This is a genomic window from Micromonospora sp. NPDC005087, from assembly GCF_042872965.1.
Taxonomy (GTDB): Bacteria; Actinomycetota; Actinomycetes; order Mycobacteriales; family Micromonosporaceae; genus Micromonospora.
The window spans coordinates 58,673-80,107 of the sequence record NZ_JBIALB010000012.1 but is presented as its reverse complement, the minus strand read 5'-3'; the positions used below and the strand labels follow the sequence as shown (position 1 = coordinate 80,107).

General features: G+C 69.9%; 20 protein-coding genes and 2 pseudogenes. 9 read left to right on the top strand and 13 right to left on the bottom strand.

The features are described 5' to 3' along the window. Positions 1-44 precede the first annotated feature (44 nt). From ACFYPS_RS25200 to ACFYPS_RS25190, 3 genes are read left to right on the top strand one after another with little or no spacing between them, the layout of a single operon-like run. Positions 45-569 (top strand): PadR family transcriptional regulator, encoded by a 525-nt coding sequence (locus ACFYPS_RS25200; RefSeq protein WP_387327373.1) that lies wholly within the window; start codon positions 45-47, stop codon positions 567-569. Then, positions 566-1,246: an ABC transporter ATP-binding protein gene (locus tag ACFYPS_RS25195; RefSeq protein ID WP_387327370.1), complete on the top strand. Its 681-nt coding sequence runs from the start codon at positions 566-568 to the stop codon at positions 1,244-1,246. The genes ACFYPS_RS25200 and ACFYPS_RS25195 overlap by 4 nt, the downstream gene beginning before the upstream one ends. Continuing rightward, positions 1,243-3,396, top strand: coding sequence for an FtsX-like permease family protein (locus tag ACFYPS_RS25190; RefSeq protein ID WP_387327367.1), 2,154 nt, complete (start codon positions 1,243-1,245; stop codon positions 3,394-3,396). The genes ACFYPS_RS25195 and ACFYPS_RS25190 overlap by 4 nt, the downstream gene beginning before the upstream one ends. A 90-nt stretch (positions 3,397-3,486) precedes the next feature. Here the strand turns inward: ACFYPS_RS25190 and ACFYPS_RS25185 are convergent, their stop codons facing one another. Together ACFYPS_RS25185 and ACFYPS_RS25180 are read right to left on the bottom strand one after the other, a co-directional pair. Next, positions 3,487-4,026, bottom strand: a complete 540-nt coding sequence (locus ACFYPS_RS25185) for a DinB family protein (RefSeq protein ID WP_354965670.1) — start codon at positions 4,024-4,026, stop codon at positions 3,487-3,489. A gap of 42 nt (positions 4,027-4,068) precedes the next feature. Continuing rightward, complete coding sequence (locus tag ACFYPS_RS25180; RefSeq protein ID WP_387327365.1) at positions 4,069-5,088, bottom strand: helix-turn-helix transcriptional regulator; 1,020 nt, start codon at positions 5,086-5,088, stop codon at positions 4,069-4,071. 63 nt (positions 5,089-5,151) lie between these two features. Here ACFYPS_RS25180 and ACFYPS_RS25175 point away from each other — a divergent pair, with 63 nt between their 5' ends. After that, complete coding sequence (locus tag ACFYPS_RS25175) at positions 5,152-6,252, top strand: winged helix DNA-binding domain-containing protein (protein ID WP_387327362.1); 1,101 nt, start codon at positions 5,152-5,154, stop codon at positions 6,250-6,252. 56 nt (positions 6,253-6,308) lie between these two features. Here the strand turns inward: ACFYPS_RS25175 and ACFYPS_RS25170 are convergent, their stop codons facing one another. The 6 genes from ACFYPS_RS25170 to ACFYPS_RS25145 form a co-directional block, all read right to left on the bottom strand. Next, positions 6,309-9,179 carry a glycosyl hydrolase gene (locus ACFYPS_RS25170; RefSeq protein WP_387327359.1) on the bottom strand — a complete coding sequence of 957 codons (2,871 nt, stop codon included), beginning with the start codon at positions 9,177-9,179 and terminating at the stop codon, positions 6,309-6,311. Between the two features lie 165 nt (positions 9,180-9,344). After that, on the bottom strand, positions 9,345-9,845 hold the full coding sequence (locus tag ACFYPS_RS25165) for a hypothetical protein (protein ID WP_387327356.1): 501 nt from the start codon (positions 9,843-9,845) through the stop codon (positions 9,345-9,347). A gap of 87 nt (positions 9,846-9,932) precedes the next feature. Further along, a complete protein-coding gene (locus ACFYPS_RS25160) occupies positions 9,933-10,697 on the bottom strand; it encodes a DUF1223 domain-containing protein (RefSeq protein WP_387327353.1) in 765 nt (254 codons plus the stop codon). A gap of 111 nt (positions 10,698-10,808) precedes the next feature. Then, on the bottom strand, positions 10,809-11,480 hold the full coding sequence (locus ACFYPS_RS25155; protein ID WP_387327350.1) for a hypothetical protein: 672 nt from the start codon (positions 11,478-11,480) through the stop codon (positions 10,809-10,811). Then, entirely contained in the window at positions 11,468-11,656 is a 189-nt protein-coding gene (locus ACFYPS_RS25150) for a hypothetical protein (RefSeq protein ID WP_387327347.1), read from the bottom strand. Before ACFYPS_RS25150 ends, ACFYPS_RS25155 begins: the two co-directional genes overlap by 13 nt. A gap of 6 nt (positions 11,657-11,662) precedes the next feature. Beyond that, the gene (locus ACFYPS_RS25145; RefSeq protein ID WP_387327344.1) at positions 11,663-12,337 is read right to left on the bottom strand and encodes an MFS transporter; all 675 of its coding nucleotides are present in this window, start codon (positions 12,335-12,337) and stop codon (positions 11,663-11,665) included. 9 nt (positions 12,338-12,346) lie between these two features. Here ACFYPS_RS25145 and ACFYPS_RS25140 point away from each other — a divergent pair, with 9 nt between their 5' ends. Beyond that, on the top strand, positions 12,347-12,934 hold the full coding sequence (locus ACFYPS_RS25140) for a hypothetical protein (protein ID WP_387327341.1): 588 nt from the start codon (positions 12,347-12,349) through the stop codon (positions 12,932-12,934). Between the two features lie 388 nt (positions 12,935-13,322). Here the strand turns inward: ACFYPS_RS25140 and ACFYPS_RS25135 are convergent, their stop codons facing one another. From ACFYPS_RS25135 to ACFYPS_RS25125, 3 genes and pseudogenes are all read right to left on the bottom strand, one after another. Then, positions 13,323-14,498 carry a low temperature requirement protein A gene (locus ACFYPS_RS25135; protein ID WP_387327338.1) on the bottom strand — a complete coding sequence of 392 codons (1,176 nt, stop codon included), beginning with the start codon at positions 14,496-14,498 and terminating at the stop codon, positions 13,323-13,325. Positions 14,499-14,904: 406 nt separating this feature from the next. After that, positions 14,905-15,588, bottom strand: a complete 684-nt coding sequence (locus ACFYPS_RS25130) for a hypothetical protein (protein ID WP_354968838.1) — start codon at positions 15,586-15,588, stop codon at positions 14,905-14,907. Between the two features lie 77 nt (positions 15,589-15,665). After that, positions 15,666-17,497, bottom strand: a pseudogene (locus ACFYPS_RS25125) (IS481 family transposase). A 380-nt stretch (positions 17,498-17,877) separates the two neighbouring features. Between ACFYPS_RS25125 and ACFYPS_RS25120 the strand changes: the two are divergent. Continuing rightward, positions 17,878-18,360, top strand: coding sequence for a hypothetical protein (locus ACFYPS_RS25120; RefSeq protein ID WP_387327335.1), 483 nt, complete (start codon positions 17,878-17,880; stop codon positions 18,358-18,360). Next, positions 18,357-18,668, top strand: a complete 312-nt coding sequence (locus ACFYPS_RS25115; RefSeq protein WP_354968064.1) for a transcriptional regulator — start codon at positions 18,357-18,359, stop codon at positions 18,666-18,668. Before ACFYPS_RS25120 ends, ACFYPS_RS25115 begins: the two co-directional genes overlap by 4 nt. Positions 18,669-19,477: 809 nt before the next feature. Here the strand turns inward: ACFYPS_RS25115 and ACFYPS_RS25110 are convergent. Together ACFYPS_RS25110 and ACFYPS_RS25105 are read right to left on the bottom strand one after the other, a co-directional pair. Continuing rightward, positions 19,478-20,080, bottom strand: a complete 603-nt coding sequence (locus tag ACFYPS_RS25110) for an FIMAH domain-containing protein (RefSeq protein ID WP_387327332.1) — start codon at positions 20,078-20,080, stop codon at positions 19,478-19,480. 106 nt (positions 20,081-20,186) lie between these two features. Then, positions 20,187-20,261: pseudogene (locus ACFYPS_RS25105) on the bottom strand (DUF4440 domain-containing protein); the annotation flags it as partial. A 123-nt stretch (positions 20,262-20,384) separates the two neighbouring features. Between ACFYPS_RS25105 and ACFYPS_RS25100 the strand changes: the two are divergent. Beyond that, the gene (locus ACFYPS_RS25100; RefSeq protein WP_354968066.1) at positions 20,385-20,852 is read left to right on the top strand and encodes a hypothetical protein; all 468 of its coding nucleotides are present in this window, start codon (positions 20,385-20,387) and stop codon (positions 20,850-20,852) included. Then, the gene (locus tag ACFYPS_RS25095) at positions 20,852-21,304 is read left to right on the top strand and encodes a hypothetical protein (RefSeq protein WP_354968067.1); all 453 of its coding nucleotides are present in this window, start codon (positions 20,852-20,854) and stop codon (positions 21,302-21,304) included. Before ACFYPS_RS25100 ends, ACFYPS_RS25095 begins: the two co-directional genes overlap by 1 nt. Positions 21,305-21,435: the final 131 nt, after the last annotated feature.

Here is a 21,435-nt window from a genome sequence, read left to right as displayed (position 1 = left end):
CGGGCGTATATACGCGGTGTATACCCCCGGTGTATGGTGCTGGCATGAGCGTTCCACTCACCCTCCTCGGCCTGCTCGATCGGGAACCCAGCCACGGGTACGACCTGAAGCGCGAGTACGACACCTACTTCGGCCGCGGTAAGCCGCTGCCGTTCGGGCAGGTCTACTCGACCCTCAGCCGCCTGGCGCGCGACGGCAAGGTGGTGATCAGCGAGGTCGGCCCCGGCGAAGGGCCCGACCGCAAGCGCTACATCATCACCGACCTCGGCGCGACCGAGGTCGAGCAGTGGCTGACCCAGCCGGTCGAACCGGAACCGCACCTGCAGACCGTCCTCTTCGCCAAGGTCGTGCTCGCGCTGATGCTGGACCGCCCCGCCGGCGAATACCTCGACACCCAACGCGGCGCGCACCTGCAGCGGATGCGTGAGCTCACCGAGATCAAGCGCACCGGCAGTCTCGTCGACGCGCTGCTCGCCGATCACGGTCTGTACCACCTGGAGGCGGACCTGAGGTGGATCGAGATGACCGGCGCCCGGTTGGACGCCCTCACGAAGGCGGTACGGCAATGACCATCGCGATCGAAGCGAGGAACGTCGAATTCTCCTTCGGCCAGACACCTGCGCTCCGCGGCGCCAGCATCGCCGTCGACTCGGGGGAGATCGTCGCGATCATGGGGGCCAGCGGGTCGGGTAAGTCGACGTTGCTGCACTGCCTGGCCGGCATCCTGGTTCCGGATTCCGGCGAGGTCCTGTTCGACGGGGCTCGGGTCGACTCCATGACCGAGGCCCGCCGCAGCAGCCTGCGCCGGGACCGCTTCGGGTTCGTGTTCCAGTTCGGGCAGCTCGTCCCCGAGTTGACCACCGCGGAGAACGTGGCCCTGCCGCTGCTGTTGAACGGCACACGCAGGACCGAGGCGCTGCGCAAGGCGTACGGCTGGTTCGAGCGGCTCGGCCTGGAAGGGCTGGAGCAGCGCCGATCAGGTGAGCTTTCCGGAGGGCAGGCCCAGCGGGTCGCCCTCGCCCGGGGCCTGGTCGCCGGGCCGGAGGTGCTCTTCGCCGACGAGCCGACCGGCGCGCTCGACTCGCTCACCGGCGAGCAGGTCATGGACCTGCTGGTCACCGCGGCTCGTGAGCAGGGCACGACGGTCATCCTGGTCACCCACGAACCACGGGTCGCCGCGTACGCCGATCGCGAGGTCATCGTGCGCGACGGCCGCGTGAACGCGCCGGACCGGATCGCATCATGATCCGCTTCGGGCTCCGCCTCGCCGTGGCCGGCGGGCGGGAGGCACTCACCCGCCTCATCATCATCGCCACCGCCGTGGCGGTCGGCGCCGGTCTGCTGCTGGTCACCCTCGCGGGCCTCAACGCCGTGAACGCGCAGCTCACACGGTACGCGTCGCTGTATCCCAGCCCGTCGGCGGACGGTGGCGGCGATCCACTGTGGTGGTCCACGCGGGAGGACTACTTCCGCGGCGAGCAGATCGTACGGATCGACGTCGCCGCCTCGGGCCCGGGCTCGCCGACGCCGGTCGGCATTCCGGAGACCCCGGGGCCGGGGGAGTACTACGTCTCACCGGAGTTCAGCACGCTGCTGGCAGCGACCCCTGCCGCCGAACTCGCCGATCGCTACCCCGGGCGAAACCTCGGCACGATCGGTTCGGCCGCGCTGCCGTCACCGGACGCCCTCCTCGTCATCGTCGGCCACACCGTGAACGAGGCCACGACGCTGCCAAATGTCCGCCAGCTCACGAGCGTCGGCGACGACACCCACGCGCTGCCGGAGACGGTCGTGGACCTCATCGTCGGTGTCATAGCCGGTGGGCTGCTGTTTCCGGTGCTGATCTTCATCGGCACGGCCACCCGGCTCAGCGCCGCCCGCCGGGAGCAGCGGTTCGCGGCGATGCGGCTGGTCGGCGCGACGCCCCGGCAGATCTCGGTGATCGCGGCGACCGAAGCGGCCGTGGCGGCGCTCGCGGGCACGGCTCTCGGCTTCGCGCTGTTCTTCGCGTTCCGCGGCCAGCTCGCCGCCATCCCGTTCACCGGCATGCGGTTCTTCCCCGACGACATGGTCCTGAGACCGCTGGACATCCTGGTGGTCGCGCTCGGCGTGCCGGCCGGAGCGGCGCTGGCGGCCTGGGTGTCGCTACGACGCGTCCGGATCTCCCCGCTCGGCGTCACGCGGCAGGTCACCCCCCGTCCACCCCGCGCCTACCGGCTGATCCCACTCGCGCTGGGGGTGGCCGAGCTGGCCTACTTCATCGGCCGCAGGCCCGAGACGTCGGATGGCCAGACCGCCGCGTTCCTGCCTGGTCTCCTGCTCATCATGACCGGTCTGGTCCTCGCCGGACCCTGGCTCACCATGGTCGGCGCCCGTGTCATGGCCAGCCGCGCCCGGCGGCCCGCGGCACTCATCGCGGCGCGGCGCCTCGCCGACAACCCGAAGGCCGGCTTCCGGGCCATCAGCGGCATCATGCTCGCGCTCTTCGTCACGAGTGTGGCCATCGGTGTGATCACCACGATCGTCGCCAACCGTGGCCCCGCCCGGATCGAGTCGACGGATGCCGCCACCCTCTCCACCGGCTTCTCTGACGACGAGCTCTCGGTGCCCGACTCACTGCTGGTCGAGCTGCGCTCGATCCCGGGCGTGCGGAGCGCGACGGTGGTCCACCGGAACCCGGACCGGATGGCCGATCCCGGCGTGCTCGCGTGCACCGACATTCCCGAGGCGTACGGCCGATGCGCCGACGGCGCCACCGTGGCGGCGGTGGCCCACAACTTCATCCCGTTCGACGAGTCGGCGTCCGCCTCCCGGGTGTGGCCCGCCGCATCCGTTTCCCTCGACGACCTCCAGCGGTTGCCGGTGGCGTCGATCGTCGTCGGCACGGACGGTTCGACAGCCCCGCTGGAACGGGCGCGCACGGCCCTCTCGCTGGCCTTCCCGGACTTCTGGGTGGCACCGACCGTTCCCGGTGAGTTCGAGTCGTCCTTCACCGATCAGCTGCGTGGTTGGAAGCAGCTGGCCAACGTCATCATCGTCGCCAGCCTCGGCCTCGCCGGCTGCAGCCTGGCGGTCAGCGTGGTCGGCGGTCTGAGTGAACGCAGGCGCCCGTTCAGCCTGCTCCGCCTCAGTGGGGCGCCGGTGCGGGTCCTGCGCCGTGTGGTCGCTCTGGAAAGCGCCGTACCGATGCTGGCCGTCGCCGTGGTCGCGATCGGCATGGGTTTCGTGTCCGCCCAACTGTTCCTCAAGGCACAGCTGGACTACACCCTCACCGCGCCGGGCCTCGGGTTCTACGCGATCGTGATCGTCGGCCTGGCCGCATGCCTCGGCATCATCGCGTCCACCCTGCCGTTGCTGGAAAGGATCACCGGCCCGGAGACGGCACGCAGCGAGTGATCGGGTTCGCGGCGGGGGAGGCACACCCCCGCCGCTCACCCGCTCACGCGGATGCCGGCCGACTCGAGCGGCCCTGGTCGTTCCCCCGACTCACTGGCCGGTGCGGCCGTCGACGCACTCGCGGAGCAGGTCGGCGTGGCCGACGTGCCGGGCGTACTCCTCGATCATGTGAACGAGGACGTCGCGGACGCTGACCGTGTCGTCGCCGATCGGCACCTCCCGCCCGAGGTCGTCCTCGTCGAGCGCGTCGAGCCACTCATCGGCCGCCGCGATCTCCGCCTTCCACGTGGCGAACGCCTCCTCGACGACCGCGGGGTCGGCGACCGCGTCGGTGAAGTCCGCGTCCCTGTCGTCGTCCCGGCTGAACAGGCGCGGCTGGTCGGTCCTGCCGCGCAGCACCCGCTGGAACCACTGGTTCTCCACCTTGGCAAGGTGCCGGATCAGGCCGAGCAGGCTCATGGTGCTCGGTGGCACAGAGCGGCGGGCGAGCTGCTCGGCGTCGAGACCGGCGCACTTCATGTCCAGGGTCAACCGGTAGTTCCGCAGGTACTCCTGCAGTGTCGCCTTCTCGCCCTTCGGGTTGCCGTAGGTCCGTGGATCGTCGGTGGGGTCCACCCACATGTCGCTCATGGCTCCCGACCCTGTCGACAAGCCGCGACGGGCGCAAGCGGGTTATCGGCCCGTCCGGACCGGTCGAGGTGGTGTGGGGGGTGCGCCGGCCGCGGCGTCGGCATAGCGGTCGGCCAGCCGCGCGAAGGCCTCTCTGAGCTCGGTCGGCCCGACGACCTCGATGTCGGCGTCGAACCGACCGATGGCGGAGGCCAGGCCCGGCCATGACCACGAGCCGACGATGAGCCGGCAGCGGTCCGGGCCGAGGGCCTCGACGAGTCCGTCGCTGGTGTAACGGGCTGCGACCTCGGCGGGGAGGTCCAGGATCACCTCGCCCCGGCAAGGCCAGCCTTCGGGGCCGTGGAACCTGCTGACCACGAAGGCCGCCACGTCCCCACCGGGTAGTTGCCGTGGGGTGAAGCGAGGCCCCGTGGGGGTGCGGGGCGTGATCCGGTCAGCGCGGAAGGTGCGCCAGTCCTCCCGGTCGAGGTCCCAGGCGACGAGGTACCAGCGCCCTCCCCAGGTGACGACGTGGTGGGGCTGGACCCGGCGCGGCGCACTGTCGGCCTGATCGTCGTTGGCCGCTGGCGGGAATGCGGGGCCGTAGTCGAAACGCAGCACCTCGCGGGCGTGGACGGCGGCACTGAGCGCCATGAGCACGCCGCTGTCGGCCTGTGGGCTCGATCGGGTCGCCGGCCGCTCGACGGCGGTGACCTGGATGGTGTCGATGCGACGGCGCAGCCGTGCGGGCATGACCTGCCGGACGGTCTGCAGCGCGCGCGCCGCGGCTTCCTCGATGCCGGCGCCGGAGGTCGTGGCGATCTGGAGTGCCACGGCGAGGGCGACGGCCTGCTCGTCATCGAACAGCAGAGGCGGCAGTTCCGCGCCCGCGTCGAGCCGGTAGCCCCCGTCGGGACCCTTGGTGGCCAGGATGGGATAGCCGAGCTCACGCAGGCGGTCGACGTCGCGGCGCACGGTGCGCGGGCTGATGTCCAGCCGTTCGGCCAGCAGCGCCCCCGGCCAGTCCCGGCGTGCCTGGAGCAGCGAGAGCAACGACAGCAGCCGCGCCGAGGTCTTCAGCATGGGTCCCGATACTGCCATGAGAAGCGGCCAGACCCTGGCCGCTTCACCTGCGACTGTTGCCCGATGACGGTGCTCGACAACCGCGCGCTCAACCGCGCGACGCTCGCCCGGCAGTTGCTGCTCGACCGCGCGGACGTACCGGTCCCCGACGCCGTCGCCCACATCGGCGGTCTGCAGGCGCAGGAACCGCAGGAACCGTTCGTCGGGCTCTGGTCGAGGCTGCGCGCGTTCGACTCGGCGGTGCTCTCGGACCTGCTGATCCAGCGAAGCCTGGTGCGGACACACCTCATGCGCCGCACCGTCCACCTCCTCACCGCGGACGACGCACTGACCTGGCGCGCCCGACACGATGCGATGCTGCGCCAACGGGTGCTCGGGACCTACCGCCGCGAGCTGGACGGGGTGGACCTCGACGAACTCGCCGCGGCCGGCCGGGCCGTGATGGCCGACGACGAGCCGCGCTCGATGACCGAGCTGGCGCGGGCGCTCGCCGAGCGCTGGCCGACGCCGGGGACGCGGGCACTGGGCGAGATGGTGATCGCCGCCCTCGTCCCGATGGTGCAACTGCCGCCGCGCGGACTGTGGCGCACGAGGGCCGGAGTGCGCAACGTCCTGCTCTCCTCCTGGCTCGGTCGGGAGATCGACCCGCCGGCCCTGGAGGACACCGATCCGGTCGGCCAGGCGCTGGTACGCCGCTACCTGGCCGCGTACGGTCCCGCGGCCACGGCCGACCTGCGCGCCTGGTGCGGCCTCGCCGGACTGCCGGCCGCGGTGGCCGCGATGCGCGGCGAGTTGATCACGTTCCGCGACGATCGTGGCCGTGAGCTGCTGGACCTTCCCGACGCGCCGCGCCCCGACCCCGACACACCCGCCCCGGTGCGGTTCCTGCCGGCCTTTGACAACGCGATACTCGGATACCAGGACCGGAGCCGGATCATCGACGATGCGCACCGTGGTCTGTCGGTCGCCGGCGAGCGCGTGGTGCTGGTCGACGGTCGGGTCGCCGCGACCTGGAACGTCGAGGCCGGCGCCGTGACGGTCATTCCGCTGCGTCGCCTCTCCCGAGCCGACCGCACCGCCGTCGTCGAGCAGGGGCGGGAGCTGGCGTCGTTCCTCTCCGACAACGAGAGCCACCGGGTGGAGGTCGGCCCGACTCCCCGATGACCCTGCGCCGCGCCGCCGCCGGCCATACCGAACCGGCGGCGGCGCGGACGGGTGGATCAGGAGTACGGAAGCCGGAGCACCGACTGGTTGCCGATGCCCACCGTGCTCGGGTTGTTGCCGATCGCCGACCACACCTCGACCCGGACCGTGCCGTTGCTGAGGGTGCCCAACGTGCCGGTGGCCGAAGCCAGGCCGGCGTTCTGGGTGTAGTGCTCGTAGCCGGGGACAGGGTCGGTGGCGAAGTAGCGCGACGTCTCCACCCGCTCCCAGCTGCCGTTGCCCGTCAGGTCGTACGAGATCCGCACCTGCACGCCGTTGCCGACCGCCGTGCCGGCGTCCAGGAACAGGTCGAAGGTGGTCTGCCCGCCGGAGTAGGCGAGGTTGAGGCCGGTCGCCGTGAAGACCTGCGGGTTGGTCGGCGTACCATCGTGGTTTCCGTTGGCGGCCGCGACCGTGGTCGTGGCCGCGCCGCCGGCCGCGCCGAGCCCGCCACCGGGCAGCAGGTACCGGGTCGGAGAGCCCGGGTTCGGGGGCGGATCCGTCGGAGGGGGTGTGGTGGGCGGCGGGGTCCCCGGGGGTACGCCGCCGGCCGCGTTGCCGCCGCTCCAGGTGTACGCCCCGGTGGTGGCCGTCCGTCCGGCCGGTACGGCGAGCGTCGTGCCGTTGGAGAAGTTCACCGTGATCGCCGTCGCGGTCGGGTTCGACGCCACGTAGGTGCGCGCCCCGTTGCGCGAGAACACCGCCGACAGTGGATGGTTGGCGGTCACCGTCGTGTCGACGGTGCCCAGCGCCGCGAGGTTGCGGATCCGGTGGAAGGTGTGTGCCCGACTCTCGCCCTCCTCGACCGTGTAGTTGGGGTTCGCGCGGAGGTTCGCCAGCGCCGCGTCGCCGTCACCGAGGGCCTGGAACTGCCAGAGGATGTCCTGCCAGACCGTCGGCTGCCCACCGTTGTTGCGCACCAGTTCGGCGTAGTTGGTCCGTACGTACGCCGGGTTGTTGCCGAGGTAGAGGTGTCCGCCGGTGACCGGCAGCAGGTTGATGCCCTGGATCATCTCCGGCTCGGCGCTGAACCAGGTGGCGTACGCGCCGCCGTCGCCCCAGACCATGCCGACCGTCGAGTGCCCGAAGGCGGCGGGGAAGTTCTGGTCGCTGACGTCGAACCAGTACTCCTGGATGGCCGCGGCCTGGGTGGTGTAGAGGAAGATGCCGGCGTCGCGGACGGCGGTGTCGCCGGTCACCTGTCCCCACTGGATCAGGGCGTTGGCGAAGTTCATCCCCTCCGACGACGATTCCTGGTTGTTGCCGGAGCCGAATGAGCCGTGCCCGGACGCCCAGTCGTGGCCGGCGTAGATGTCGAAGTCGCGCAGGTAGGGGAAGCGGGTGTCGTCGCGGCGGTAGTTGTTGGCGTCCCGGATCAGCAGGTCCACCATGCCGCCGTAGCGGCTCGCGGCGGCCCACGCCGGGTCGAACTTCGCCAGCGTCGCCGCGGCGGCGATGTAGTAGCCGTAGTGGAAGTGGTGGTCGTTGAGTTCCTGGTCCGAGCCGTACGAGGCTGGGTAGCCGATCAACGTGCCCCAGTTGCCGTCGTAGTAGAAGACCCTTCCGGTCTTGCCGCTCGACGCGGTGAACCAGTCGGTGAGCGTGCTGCGGATCGCGTTCAGCGCGCTGTCCCGCGTCGCGGTGTCGTTGACCAGGTCGGCCACCTCGGCGAGCCGGGCGGCCCGGCCGAGTCCCTTGCCGGTCCAGTACGTGTCGCCGCCGCGCTGGTCCATCGGGTTCGCGCGGGCGGCGGCCAGGTGGTTGGTGAGCGTCGTCAGGTCGGCGCCGCTGCCGTCGGCGACGGCCGGCAGTTCCGGCAGGACCCCCTGGAACTTCATGGCGGTACGGAACTGGTTGACGCCGGTGAGCACCTTCATCCGGCCACGCGCCGACGGGTAGGTCGGGGTGATGGGGGTGGAGCCGGTCAGCGACTTCCACTGGTGCGGGTAGAGGCTGACCACGGTCTGCGTGGCGGTTCCCTCCCGGGCGGTCGTGGTGAACGCGTACGTGGTGGTCAGTCCGCTGGTGGCCGGGTTGTAGGCGTACGAGACCTGGGTGCCGGTGACGTGGGCGTGCGCGTACCGGCCGTAGGTGGAGGCCAGGTCGGCGCGCTCGGCCGCCGACGTCGACGGCGGCAGGAGGGCGACGGAGAAGTAGCCCCGGCCGGCCAGGGTGGAGGAGATCCGGCCGCCGCTGACGGTCCAGGTGGCGCCGCTGGGGGCGTACCCGACGTAGTCGTGGCCGTTGACCCGGAAGCCGACCGTGGCGCCGCTGTTGGACCAGACGTCCGCGGTGCCCGTCGCGCTGATCACCGCGTCCCCACCGGTGGTCTGGAAGTACGCGAAGGGCAGACCGTGGCCGATGGTGGCGCGCATGGTCCGCGCTCCGTCGCTCCAGTGTGGGCTGACCGTCCAGTCGGTCCAGCCGTCGACCTTGACCACGGGCGCTCCTAGCCCGGCGACGCCGACCCGGATGTCCTGGACGTACGGGTAGTGGTACTCGCCGACCCCGGTCGAGGTGCCGCTGATGGCGGGCGTGGAGTTGGCGGAGAAGCCGAGGCCGTCGGTGAACGTGTCGTAGGAGAGCGGGTGGGCGTGCAGGGGTTCGCTGAAGGCGCAGTCGGTGCGCTTCCAGAGCAGTGAGGACCACCAGTCGTTGGTGGGTACCGCACCGGCTGGCGCGTTGGCGGTGGCGAACTGTCGGGGGTTGCTCGACATCGGGCCGCAGCCGGTGGGGAGCGGGCCGACCGGGGTGGTGGTGTAGCTGCCGGCGCCGACGGGGGCGGCCTCGGCGGGACGGGTGAGGGAAATCGTGAGGCCGCCGACGACCAGGGCCAGAGCGGTGGTGGCGGCCAGGACCCAACGGCGGTGGGGGACGGGAGGTTTCACGGTGCCTCCATCGCGTGTCGGGATGCCGGCCTGCCGGCTCCGACACGTTGTCTGAATTGAGGAGAAGATGCGGTGAGAGAGCGCTCTCTCAGTCGGCACGGTAATCGAGGGCTATGACTCCCGTCAATGTGTCCCACGGGTTGCGTGCTGATGTCGCGATTTGAACTACCACCGCTCGCCGGCGTGCCAGTCGGCGACCCGCCAGTGGTCGTCGGCCTGCCGGATCAGCAGCAGCTTCAGCGGCGCGACCTCGCCATCGACGAAGCGGGCCTGCGTCAGTACCTCGGCACGAGGTTGTCCAGGGCCGACTATCGTTGTCCCCTCGACCGAATAGCCGGTGAGCCGCTGGCCACCGGAGTGCAGCTCGGAAAAGGTCGGCAGGTCGCTGGCCTGCCGACGCTGCTCGGCGAGCAACTCGTACGCGACCGTGAACTCGGCCGCGACGAGCGCGTCCAGGTACGCCGTGGCGGTCGCCTGGGCGGGACCGCGGTCCCGAACCGCCTTCGTCACCGTCAGCGCCGTCCACGCCACCGCGCCGAATGTTGCGATGGTGCCCAGGGCAACGATCTGCCAGACCGGCAATCTCCGGGTGAAGCAGCCGTAGCACCCGAGCAGGAACAGCCCGACCGCCAGAATTCCGAGTGCCCGCCTCCACCGTCCTGACATGCTCCCGGACCTTAGCTTGGCGAGGCCGCCTCGGCCAGAGCGCCATGGTGACGCGATGCCCGCTCACGCACCGCAATCAGCCCACTCTCATCGCGCGACGGCGGACAGGTCGACCGCGGCGGCGGCGACGATCGCCCGGTCACCTTTGTTCTGCACGTAACCCACCAGAGTGGCCTGCCGAGGATCGAGATCTGGCGGCGCCTCCAGCTCCACCTGCCCGCGCTCGGCGTCCAGACCCAGCGAGGTGAAGGCGCGCACCACGTTGTCCTGCCGCAGCGTCCGCCCGGCGTTCTCGCCCCGGGCGACCTCGCTCTCCAGGCCGCGTTCGACGATCGCCACGTTCAGCACCGCACGCTCCGTGGGCCGCTCGGTCTCGAAGCCCAGGACGACCCGCTGCCCGGCGCCCGCACCTCCGGCGTAGTCCTGGACCGACAGTGTGAACGGTGTGGTGGTTGCCGACGTGAGGGCGGACGCGATCGCGGTCGCCGCCCGTCGACGGTCGGAGCCGACGAACTCGACGGTGCCGTTGACGACCATCTGGGGGGTGTACAGGCGGCCGGTGCCGAAGGCCCGCGCGTACGCCTCCTGCCGCGCGGTGTACGCCGCGTCGGCGAACCGGTCGGGCCAGCCCAGATCATCCCAGTAGTCGACGTGGAACCCGAGCGCGAAGACCGGCTGCCCCTGGGCGCGCGCGTCACGCTCGATCTCGGTCAGCACCTCCTCGGCCGGAGGACAGCTCGAACAGCCCTGGGAGGTGAACATCTCCACGACGGCGAAGCCGCCGTCCGCGGACGCCACGTCCGGCAGCGGCGATCCCGGCAGGCGGGCACGATTCGACCCGGGGTCCGTCATTGCGCCTCCTCCGTGCGTGCTGCTGGCGGCCCTCCGATTCCCGTTACGGCCGCGACCATGCCTGCCCGCGCCTCGCCGCTCGGCCCGGCAGGTTCGCGTTCGGGGGCGCCGTCAGCGTCCCGCGCCCTCCGCGACGGGCGGACGCGCGGTCGAGGCGGCGGTTCGCGGCCGGCCGGGTCGCATGAGGACGATGACGAGCAAGCTGGCGAGGACGCCGACGGCTCCGGCCACGGCGAAGGTCGCCTGGACACCCGCCACCCCGGCGGCATGCGCCGCGCTGTCCAGCAGGTGCCGCCCGGCTGCCGGCGTGGCGCGCAGCAGACCGGGTGTCTGCCCGCCGGCGATGGCGTGCGCGACGTGTGCCGGGTCCGCAATGCCACGCCCGGCCAGGATGGTCTGCGCCTGGGCGGTGAAGACGCTGCCCAGCGCGGCGACGCCGAACGCGAAGCCCAGCTGGCGGGTGGTGTTGACGGCTCCGGCGGCCATGCCGCCGCGCTCGGCGGGCACCAGGGACATGGAGACCGAGCCGAGGACGGGCGTCGCGAGGCCGACGCCGACACCGATCAGGGCGAGCCCCGGCAGCAGCGCCGGCCAACTGGCCGAACCGTGCATGAGCGCCGCGGTGAGCAGGCTGCCGAGGCCGACGAACAGCAGACCGGCGCCGATCACCAGGTCTGGTCTGCGGCCGTGCAGCACCCGACCCGGCGCCGCCGAGACAGCGAACGCGGTGACGGACATCGGCAGGCCGGTGAGCCCCGCCGCGAGCGGACTCAGTCCCAGCACGACTGCAACCAGATCGAGGTGTAGGTGAGGGTGGTGAAGGCCGCGAACGTCAGCAGCAGCCCGGCGAGCAGGACCGCGACGAACGAGCGGTCGCGCAGGAGGGCGAGGTCGAACATGGCGTTCCGGGTGCGTGCCTCGATCGTGACGAACCCGGCCAGCAGGAGCGCGGCCACCACCAGCAGTCACCAGACGGCGGCTGCCGACCAGCCGTCCTCGTTCGCCCGGATGAGTGCATAGGTCGCGCACCCCGCGGCGGCGGTGAAGCTCACCATACCGGCGACGTCGATCCGGCCCCGGACGGTCGCGTGGGCGACGGTGAGCGTCGTGGCGCACAGCAGGATGGCCACGGCACTGACCGGCAGGTTGACGAGGAAGATCCAGCGCCACGACGCGCCCTCGGTGAGCAGCCCGCCGAGGATCGGGCCCACGGCGGCCGAGGCGCCCGACACCGCGCCCCAGATGCCGTACGCGCTTCCCCGGTCACGCCCGACGTAGGCGCTGTTGAGCAGGGCGAACGTGGTCGCGAACATAGCCGCCGCCCCGACGCCCTGTACGGCGCGCGCGGCGATCAGCACGCCCGGGTTCGGCGCGAGACCGCACAGCAGCGACGACACCGCGAAGACCGCCAGCCCGACGACGTACGCCCGGCGGTGCCCCACCCGGTCGGCGATCGAGCCGGCGCCGAGCACCAGTGCGCCCAGCACGAGGGCGTAGGCGTCGATGACCCACTGCAACGCCCGGAAGGACGCGCCCAGGTCGTCGACCATGTCGGGCAGGGCGACGATCACGATCGTGACGTCGACCAGGAGCATGAACGTACCCAGGCAGACCGTCAGCAGCGGCAGCCACTTGCGCATTCTGAAACGATGCGCGCTTGGTACGCGTTGACGCAGGGAGACTATCGAGGCGTCATCGCAGCTGCCGAGGCTGTTGAGGCGACCGCAGCGAACGATGGAGCGGCGATGCAGCTCGCCGCCCAGCAGGCGAAGGCTTGGGCGCGACTCGGCGACCGTCGCCAGGTAGAGACTTCTCTCGACCGTGGACACCGATTGTTGGAATCCCTGCCTTACCCGGAGGACACCGATCACCGATTCGTGGTCGACCCCGCCAAGTTCGACTTCTACGCCATGGATTGCTACCGCATCGCGGGCGAGGATCGGCTTGCCGAGATGTACGCCCGAGAGGTCCTGAAGTCATCGACCGACCCGAACGGGCAGGAACGTAAGCCAATGCGGATAGCGGAAGCTCGGGTAACGCTCGGCGTGACCGCTGCTCGCACAGGCGACGTGGAGTCAGCGATCGCGCACGGCCGCCAAGCCCTGCAAGGTGACCGGAAGTCGCCGCCGTCCCTGCTGATGTGCTCTCGTGAGCTGACTAGCCTCCTGGCCCAGCGCTATCCGGATCAGCCGGAAGTCTCGTCGTACCTGGAAGAAGTTCGAACCCTCGCGGCGTAGGGACTTGCAGCTAGTCGGACTTGGACTCGGACTGGTCTGCCCGTCGACCACCGACGCCAGGCCGAGGACGACCCTGCTGCCATGATCTGATCCGGGCCGGCCGCCACATGTGTGTACGGCCAACAGTCATGTCAGGTTCGGGCACGTGCCCACGCTTTCGGTAGTTCGTGACCGTCGAGACCTGGACTCCGAGGTAGGCGGCGACATCCGAGGTCGTCCACCACTCGGCGTCCCTTCCCGCATCCGTCGTCGCACCACCATTCTCCACCGTGCGTGAGACGTTCAACGCACCGCAGGTGAGGGGGAGCCCGCCCGACCGGCTGCCGGCGATGTCGAGTCTCAGGACGTCCGTGACAGAACAGTCTCGGGACGTGGGTGACACTTCTGGCTAGCCGGGTGGTGAGGGCGGCTCGGGTGGACGTCCTCGGGCACGGGCTGTGTCGGATACGGCGATGCCGGCCAGGACGAGAGCAGCGGCGCCGGCGACGAGCACCGGCGGCAGGAAGATCGTTGCCGGCGAGATGGCGGCGAGCATGAGGACCCCGGCCACGCGGTTTCGGGACACCCGGCCGAACACCGCGTACTCGAAGATGGCCCGTCCGGCGAGGAACAGTGCGGGTCCGCCGAGGATCACGGCGATCCACGTCGGCTGTGTGTGCCCGGATGGGTGCTCGATGATGAGCTCGACGCCGACAGAGATCGGGACGATGCCGGCGACCATGACCAGGTGAGCGTTTGTCGCCAAAACGGTAACGCGGAGCGGATCATTGGCCGCGGCGACGGCCCCGCCCAACACCTCCCCAGCGAGGTGGATGTAGATCCGCCACAGCAGCACCGTGGTCGTGAACGCCACCACGACCGCCGCGCTGCGGTCAGCCTCGAAGGTGTGCTCGCTGAGCCCCAGCCCCGTCACCAGAATCAACTCGCCGAGCGCGATGATGAAGAACTGCCGATAGCGCTCGGCCAGGAACTCGCCCGTGATCCCAAACTCCGCCGCATTGCCGCGGCCCAGCCTCGGCGCGGGCCAGCCGAGACTGGCCGCCGTGTAGTCCACGGCCACCGCTAGCGCCCACAGCACCCCACGCGGCCAACCCTGCACAATTGCGCCCGCGATCCACGGCACCGCCGACACGCCGAACCAGAGCAGCACCCGCATCTCGGGACGCTGCCGCTTGTCGCCACGGGTAACGATCACGAGAAACAGGCTGCGACCGACCTGGACGGCGACGTACGCGCCGGCGAAGACCAAGCCATGCCCGCCGAACGCCTCAGGCACTGCGGCCGACAGCACCAAGCTGCCGAACATGCACCCGATGACCAGCACCTGTATCGCCGGCCGTCGCGGCTCGAACCTGTAGACCACCCCCGCCGTCGCGGCCCACACCCACCACATGGCGAGCAGCAGCAGCAGCGTCTGGAAGGCGTCGATCCAGTCCAGATGCAGTCGCAGCCCTAGCGAGAGTCGGAAGAGCGCGAAGACAAACACCAGGTCGAGGAACAGGTCCAGGAACGTCGTCCGCTGCTCCTCCGGTCTCCGCATCAGCCGGGCTGCGCCACTCGTCATCGGTTCGCCCCGTTTCTGCCGCTTCTGTCAGCTCTGACCAGTCGTACCACCCGACAGCGCTGGGGGATGTGGATGTGCTGCTGCGGCCAGGGGTCGAACGGCCTCGCCCGTGGGGGCGACGGTAGAGGCCGTCAGTTCCTACAAGCCGTCGCCGCCAGTTCTGATCAGCTCGTCGACCTTGGCCAGGCGTCGGGCCAATGCCACAAGTGGCGGAGTGTTACCCAGGTCCTGATACCGATCTGTCACCCAGGTCCTGAGACACGACAACCGGCTGTCGGCGATGTCGGGCTCCACTTGATGCGTTACGGATCGGTGTCGAATGACGGGTGACACGTCCGGCTAGACGATCTTCGTGGTCAGGGTAGTCCGCGAGCTTGCTCCACCGCTGATGTTCTCGCTTCGATGGCTAGGCCGCCGGCGGTGTGGGCATGGGATGGGGCGTGGCCGGCGGTAGTTTGAGTCGCTGGCGGGTTGCGTGGATGACTTCGATGACGCGCTGCTGCAAAGCAGGTGGGTCGTCGGCGAGGTCGGCTAGCTGTTTTGCGCGCTGGGCGAGGTCGTGGGCCCAGTCCGGGTCTAGGTTGCCGACGGTGATGCGGTGGAACGCTTGTCGTGCGGTGTCGGGGTCGCCAGCTAGCGCTGCTGCGCCCCCGGTGTGGTAGGCGTGCCACCAGGGCGACTCGCCGTGCCTGGTCGTGCGGGAGGCCAGCTGGCGAGCGGCGGCTGCGGGGTCGGGGAACTGGCTGCGCAGCTGGTCGACCCGTTGTGCGGCGACACCGGCGACCGTGGTGATGTCGCGGGTGAACTGTTCGGCGTTGACGAAGTTCAGAAAGCTCGTCCAGCCGACCTCGCCGACCGGCGGCTGTGTGACGAAGGCGGCGTCGTTGCGCCAGTAGATGCGGCTGCCGTCGTCGAATGACCAGTGGTCGCGCTCGTGCCACAGCCACATCGCGCCAACGTTGAGATAGGTGCCTTCCGAGCGGGAAGGCTGGAACTCAACGACGATCAGCCACCAGCCTCGGTCATCGATCCAGACGCGTGATGCGCCTCGCCGATGCAGTCCAAGCGGCTGCAGATGCTGGCGTGCCACCGCTGTGACCAGTCGAGTCGCTGTGGCTCCGTCTGGCATTCGAGGAGTATGGCATCGGTCGCCGAGACGGTAGAGGGTCATTGTCCGCCTCGCTTGCCGATCGTCGTCTGCCGTGGTGGTTCCGGCTTACGGGCTTTGAACCGGGCGATGGGCTTGGTGGTGGTGCAGGCGACCTCGATGAGGAGCTGGTCGCCGTCGTAGACGCGGAAGGTGGCGTCGGTGGCTTCGACAGTGACGATGCGACCGGCGTGGGCGATGCCGGGGTGAATGCGTTGACCGGCGATGACGAGGCTGCCGCGGCTGCTGACCCGCCGCTCGACGCGTTGAGCGTCGCGGGCCGGGGCTGGTGGTGGTCCGGCGGGACGGGCATCGCGGAGGCGGGCCAGGTCGGCCTTGGTGAGTGGGTTGGGCAGGCTGCGCAGCAGGGTCCGGCCGGTGTCGAGAATCTGCAGGACGCCGTAATCGAGGCGGGCGGTGATCCGCCGCCCGGCGAGGTGGTAGCCGATCGGGTGTTGCCTGCCGGCAAGGGCGATGAGCCCGTTGGCGGTAACGATCCGGTCAACCTCGATCGGGCCGCCAGACTCGGCCGGGCCGGCGGCGATGGGTGAGGGCCCGGCAGGCTGGCCGTCCTCGGCGAGTAGCTGCCGCAGGTGGTCGAGGGTGAGCCGGGACGGGACGGACTTGAGGCGGGCGCCGTTCAGCAGCAGGTGGATGACGGTGGTGTCGGCCCAGAGCGTGATGGTGCGCCCGGCATGGGCGGGGCCGAGCCAGAACTGCTGCCCGCAGACGGCGAGGTTGCCCGAGGCGGGAATCACGCGGGCGACCTCCACGGCTAGGCGGACGCTGTCGCCGACAGCCACTGGCACTGCTGGAGCGACGGTGTGCCCCACGGATGGCGGAGGCGTCGGTGCTGGGGTCGGCAGCGGTCGGCGGGGTGCGGGAATGGTGCTGGACAGCAACGGAGGTAGTCGCAGCGGCAGCTGCTCCTCGGTCGGCTGGGCGGCGAACCGGTCCGCCGGGAACGCCATCGCGAGGGACTGGTGGGGCCGTTCGGTGTTGTATTCGTGCCGGAAGGCGTCGATGGCGGCCTGGGCTGCTTGCGGGTTGGCCCAGACCTCGACATCGTCGAGGAGTTCCCGTTGCAGGGTCTGGTGGAATCGCTCGACCTTGCCAGTGGTGGTGGGTGAGCGGGGCTTGGTCAGCCGGTGGGTGATGCCATTCTCTCGGCAGATCCGGTCGAACATCACCTCGCCGCCACCGCGGCCGAAGCGGGCAGTGAACTGCTTGCCGTTGTCGGTCAGCACCTCGTCCGGAATCCCGAACCGTTGCAGGGCCCCGGCGAAGGCGTGACAGACGGCCCGGCCGGTGGCGCGACGGACCACCTGGGCGATAACGCAGAATCGGGAGTGGTCGTCCACGCCGGTGACGACCTTTGCCTCGCCGCCGTCAGCGAGCTGGATACCGCCGACAATGTCGAGCTGCCACAACTCCATCGGCCTGCCGCGTTCCCACCGCCGGTAGTCCTCTCGCCGGCGCCGACGAGGTGTCGGGTCGATCAGGCCGTGTCGCATCAGTACCGGTAGATGGTGCTCAACGATGGCACCGGGCCCGGGCAACCGCGGCGGCCCAGCTCGTAGTGCAACCGCCGCTGGCCCCAGCGGGGATGGTGGAGTCGCAGTTCGCAAATCAGCGCCTCCACCTCATCAGGAGTCTGGGCGGGGTGCGCATGCGGTCGGTGCGATCCGTCGGCCAGACCGTCCAAGCCGTGATCGCGATACCAGCCCAACCAGCGATGCACCGCCTGACGCGAGACGCCGAACCGTTCGGCGACCTCCGTCACCGACAAGCCAGCTTCGACTTCCAGTACTGCCCGGTAACGCTGCTCCGTCACGCTCAACTCCACCAGCACTCGGCGGAGTGTCACCCATCAAGTGAAGCCACCGTGTAACGCATCAAGCGGAGTCGGACACGCGCTGCCGCGTGTGATCCGACAACTGATGCGCGACACATCTCCGCCACGTGATGCGCAACCGCGCGATGAAGCTAGGGGCCCATCAGTGCGCCTCGGGACGTGCGGATCTGCCGATGGTCGGGCGTTATGCGCGACGACGATTGTCCGACCTTGGGACTATCAGGCAGCGGAGCAAGCTCCGTCATGGCGCAGGTCAGCGCTCTGCTCCGCAGACGCCTGCGGTCGGCGCGCGGATCGAGCAACTACTTGCCGGGCGGGAAAGTGAATGCTACGTTCCACGTGAGAAAGTACTGTCCGCACAGGCATGGAGGTGGGTCATGGCCAACGAGGTACGCCCCGACGAGGCCGCCGGGGCGCTGACGGAGATCGCCCGACGCCGGGAGCAAGTGGTCACCTTGACGATCATCCCCACCTGGTTCTGGTGGGCCACCGCGGTTCTCATGGTTGGCTTCTCGGTCGCCGTCGAGACCCGGCGGCCACTGGTGATCGGCATCGCAACGGCCGCGTTCGTGTTCGGCACCCTCATCGTGACGGGCCGGCTCGTGCTCGGCATCGTCGGGCGCGCCCAGCCGCGCAACGACCTGCTCCGGCCGACCGGCGTCCTGGCTATTCTCGGTTTCGTCGCGGGCATCCTGGCCGTCTCGTTGCCGACGTCGTTCGCGCTGAAGGCCGCCGGGGTCCGCTATCCCGCGACCGCGGGCATTCTCCTGGCCGGCCTATTCATGGTCGTCGGCGGGCCATTGCTGATGCGGTACCTGGGTCGCCTCATGCTCGACGATCGCGCCGGCGGCCCGAAATGATTAAGCCACGATTCGACGAACTCATCCACGCCCCCACCCGGCTCTCGATCGTGTCACTGCTCGCGGCCACGGAATGGGCCGACTTCAAGTTCATCCGCGACAGCATCGGCCTGTCCGACTCCGCCCTCTCGAAGCAGTTGACGACGCTCGAAGAGGCCGGCTACGTCGAGATCCGCAAGGGCTTCGTCGGGAAGCGCCCACGCACGTCAGGCAGGCTCACCAGCGTCGGACGGGCCGCGTTCGACCAGCATGTCGTCGCGTTGCAGGAGATCGTGGCGAGGGCCGGCGCGACCGTCCTGCCGCGTTAGTCCGCAGTAGATCCGTACCCTTAAGTTCGACGGAGATCTCCGTGATGATGCGCCCTGGTGAGGCTCGTCAAGGTGATCCCGCATCAGTCGGGTGCGCGGATCTGGCGATCAGCGCGCGAAGGTGTCGCAGATCAGTTGGCGGATGAGTGTCGCGCATCAGTCGACGGAGGACACACGCGCTGCCGGCGAATTGGTTCAAACTTTCTGTACGTCTTCAAGGCGGCCCGAGACGGGCCGCACGCGCCGCCGCCTGGGCGCGCGTCCGACGCTCCGCTGTCGCTCCACGCCGGCCACGCAGAACGACCGTCGGCTGGCGCGGAAAGCGGGAAGCCCGGGGGCCGCCGCAGACGGTAGCGCCGAGGGTGGTTGAGGTTCGTGGGCCGGCAGGCGGCCGGGCCGCGCCCGAGCGGCGCGGCGCAGGGAAGGGCACGCCGGGTCCGCGCGGCGGGTTGCGGCGGCCTACCGGTCGTGGTTACCGCGCCTCCGGCGGGGGCGCAACGACTCCGAGATGGCCAGGGGTCCGTCGGCGGGTCGCGGTCCGCGGGTGGTTGCGCAGCGCCATCCCGCCAGCCGACGACCCGGGCGAGCCGAGCAGACCACAGCCCGGCCCGCCAGCGTCCGAACGTGCGTCAAGGTCCGCTTGACGTGGCAGGCCGGGCGGTGGCCGGCTCCCCAGGAGGGCGGGTCGGCGGCAGACGGGATGGCGTTGGCCTTGTTAAATCGGTGTGGTGAGCCGAGTTGAGACTAACCGTGACCTATTTGTCGCATTGTTGGCGATCGGCGCGAAGGCGGTGGAGCCGCCGAACCAATCAGCGGGTGGGCAGCAGCGCCACGAGTTGCCTCAGTCCGGCGGCAAGAGACTGGTAGCCGCTGCTGGAGAGCTTGTCCTCCTCCCGTAGCTTGGCCACCTTCTGGCCAAACTCGGCAAGCTTGTCCCGGGCCTTGTCGGCCTTACCATCCGCGAGCTTCTCCGCGGCTTCCCTCAGCCGCTTCGTCAGTTCCTCACCAGCATCCGGCTTCAACTCCCCGTCCTGAACGAGCCCGAGGACCGTGGTGTGCAGTCCCGCGATGAGGTCGACCGGGCGCAGGCTAGGACGAGGGGACGGCTTCGCCGAGGCCGAGGAGGAAGGGGACGCCGACGGCGCACCGGCCACCTCGGATTCGGCTGCCTCTGGTACCGCAGCGTCCGTAGCCATGGGAGCCGCCGCTGGGGAACGGGATGGCTCGGTATCGCCATTGGAAAACACGACCATGACGGTGGCAAGGACGACCGCGACCAGCGCACCAGCAACGGCAGCCCACATGAACCAGCGCGTCTTGTCACGGCCAGCTTCTGCCTGTCCGCCGGTTAGCCTCAACAGCACCGTCGGCGGGTCTATGCCCGACTGGTCAGGACTAGGCGTGGCAGACATGGCGGACATCATGCCACAGCGCCATGGCGCCCTTGCTCGCAAGTCCGGCCTGATCAGCGGCGTTCCTGTTCCTTCCGGGCGGCTGCCTCAGCGGGTCGGCGGGCGCGAACTGCGGCTGGTTAAGCAGACGCAACCAGCTTCCGTCCGGCTGGCATCGGACAACCTGTGCGCGGGCTCCCGAGCGGCCGCTGACCAGCGGGGATTCGAACCAGTTCGAATCATTTGGCCGGCGGTTGCGGACAAACGTTGACTGTGCCGGTCCTGAACCGCCTCCCGGCGGGGCACCGAGAGTACGGAGGCACCATTGACGACCTTGCGATCGCGGATCATGGCGATACTCGCCGCGCTTGTCCTGAGCACAACCGGGAGTGCGATCCTCGCCGGCCCGCCAGCGCAGGCCGCGACCGGGACCTGTTCGGGCTCCAAGGTCGGTGGCTTCGACCTGTACGGAGACGTGGCCATCAACGGTTCGACGAAGTACGGGTATGTCGAGATCTACTACAGCGGCGGATACAACTGCGCGCGGACCGTGTCGAGTGCGAACACCTGGGGCGTCAGCAAGGTCATGTCGGTCGAGCTGTGGGTCTGTTCATCCGGCACCAGCAACTGCCGACTGCTGGCGGCGAACGACCGGGACCACGGCACGTACAGGTACTACGCCGGTCCGGTGAGCGCCTACGCCAGCGGAAAGTGCATCTGGGTCATCGGCAACATCTACTACCCGCCGACGGACTCCAACGCCGGCGACAACAGGTCGGGATGGTGCGGCTGATGTCCACGATGCGACGCTCGTTGGTGGCCTGTCTCGTGGCTGGGATCGTCGCGGCGGGAGCTCCGGCCGTTGGCCCGGCACCGGCCAGCGCCGCAGCCGGGTACGGGGAGCAGTGCGGATCCAGCTACCAGGAAATCGACGACAAGGTGCTGCTCACCAGCGGTGGCCAGTACTTCGGGCACATCTACCTGATGTACAGCGCGCAGACGAAGATGAACTGCGTCGTCGCGGAGAAGTCCAGCTATGTCGGCGTCGCGACCTGGATGAACGCCAAGGTGGAGACGAGGGGTGGGCGCGTCGCCCAGGACCCGGGCAACTACCGCTACTACGCCGGGCCCGTCTATCTCTACGCCCCGGGCGAGTGCGTCCGCTACTCCGGCGTCGCGTACAGCGGGCCGAACAAGACCGGGACGCTCAGCTCGTACTCGTCGCCCTTTGGCTGGTGCGGCTGACGACCGTGGTGTGGGTCGTGGGGGGGCGGGGGGGGGGGCCCCCCCCCGGGCGGCGGGGGGGGGGGGGCGGGGCCGCCCGGGGGGGGGGGGGGCCGCGCCGGCACAGTGCGCGCCGCGCGTCCTGCCCCCCC

Excerpts from the sequence above, each read along its gene's own strand:
- ACFYPS_RS25200 (WP_387327373.1), top strand. The coding sequence starts at position 45 with ATGAGCGTTCCACTCACCCTCCTCGGCCTGCTCGATCGGGAACCCAGC.
- ACFYPS_RS25195 (WP_387327370.1), top strand. The coding sequence starts at position 566 with ATGACCATCGCGATCGAAGCGAGGAACGTCGAATTCTCCTTCGGCCAG.
- ACFYPS_RS25190 (WP_387327367.1), top strand. The coding sequence starts at position 1,243 with ATGATCCGCTTCGGGCTCCGCCTCGCCGTGGCCGGCGGGCGGGAGGCA.
- ACFYPS_RS25185 (WP_354965670.1), bottom strand. The coding sequence starts at position 4,026 with ATGAGCGACATGTGGGTGGACCCCACCGACGATCCACGGACCTACGGC.
- ACFYPS_RS25180 (WP_387327365.1), bottom strand. The coding sequence starts at position 5,088 with ATGCTGAAGACCTCGGCGCGGCTGCTGTCGTTGCTCTCGCTGCTCCAG.
- ACFYPS_RS25175 (WP_387327362.1), top strand. The coding sequence starts at position 5,152 with ATGACGGTGCTCGACAACCGCGCGCTCAACCGCGCGACGCTCGCCCGG.
- ACFYPS_RS25165 (WP_387327356.1), bottom strand. The coding sequence starts at position 9,845 with ATGTCAGGACGGTGGAGGCGGGCACTCGGAATTCTGGCGGTCGGGCTG.
- ACFYPS_RS25160 (WP_387327353.1), bottom strand. The coding sequence starts at position 10,697 with ATGACGGACCCCGGGTCGAATCGTGCCCGCCTGCCGGGATCGCCGCTG.
- ACFYPS_RS25145 (WP_387327344.1), bottom strand. The coding sequence starts at position 12,337 with ATGCGCAAGTGGCTGCCGCTGCTGACGGTCTGCCTGGGTACGTTCATG.
- ACFYPS_RS25140 (WP_387327341.1), top strand. The coding sequence starts at position 12,347 with ATGCGCGCTTGGTACGCGTTGACGCAGGGAGACTATCGAGGCGTCATC.
- ACFYPS_RS25135 (WP_387327338.1), bottom strand. The coding sequence starts at position 14,498 with ATGACGAGTGGCGCAGCCCGGCTGATGCGGAGACCGGAGGAGCAGCGG.
- ACFYPS_RS25120 (WP_387327335.1), top strand. The coding sequence starts at position 17,878 with ATGGCCAACGAGGTACGCCCCGACGAGGCCGCCGGGGCGCTGACGGAG.
- ACFYPS_RS25115 (WP_354968064.1), top strand. The coding sequence starts at position 18,357 with ATGATTAAGCCACGATTCGACGAACTCATCCACGCCCCCACCCGGCTC.
- ACFYPS_RS25110 (WP_387327332.1), bottom strand. The coding sequence starts at position 20,080 with ATGTCTGCCACGCCTAGTCCTGACCAGTCGGGCATAGACCCGCCGACG.
- ACFYPS_RS25095 (WP_354968067.1), top strand. The coding sequence starts at position 20,852 with ATGTCCACGATGCGACGCTCGTTGGTGGCCTGTCTCGTGGCTGGGATC.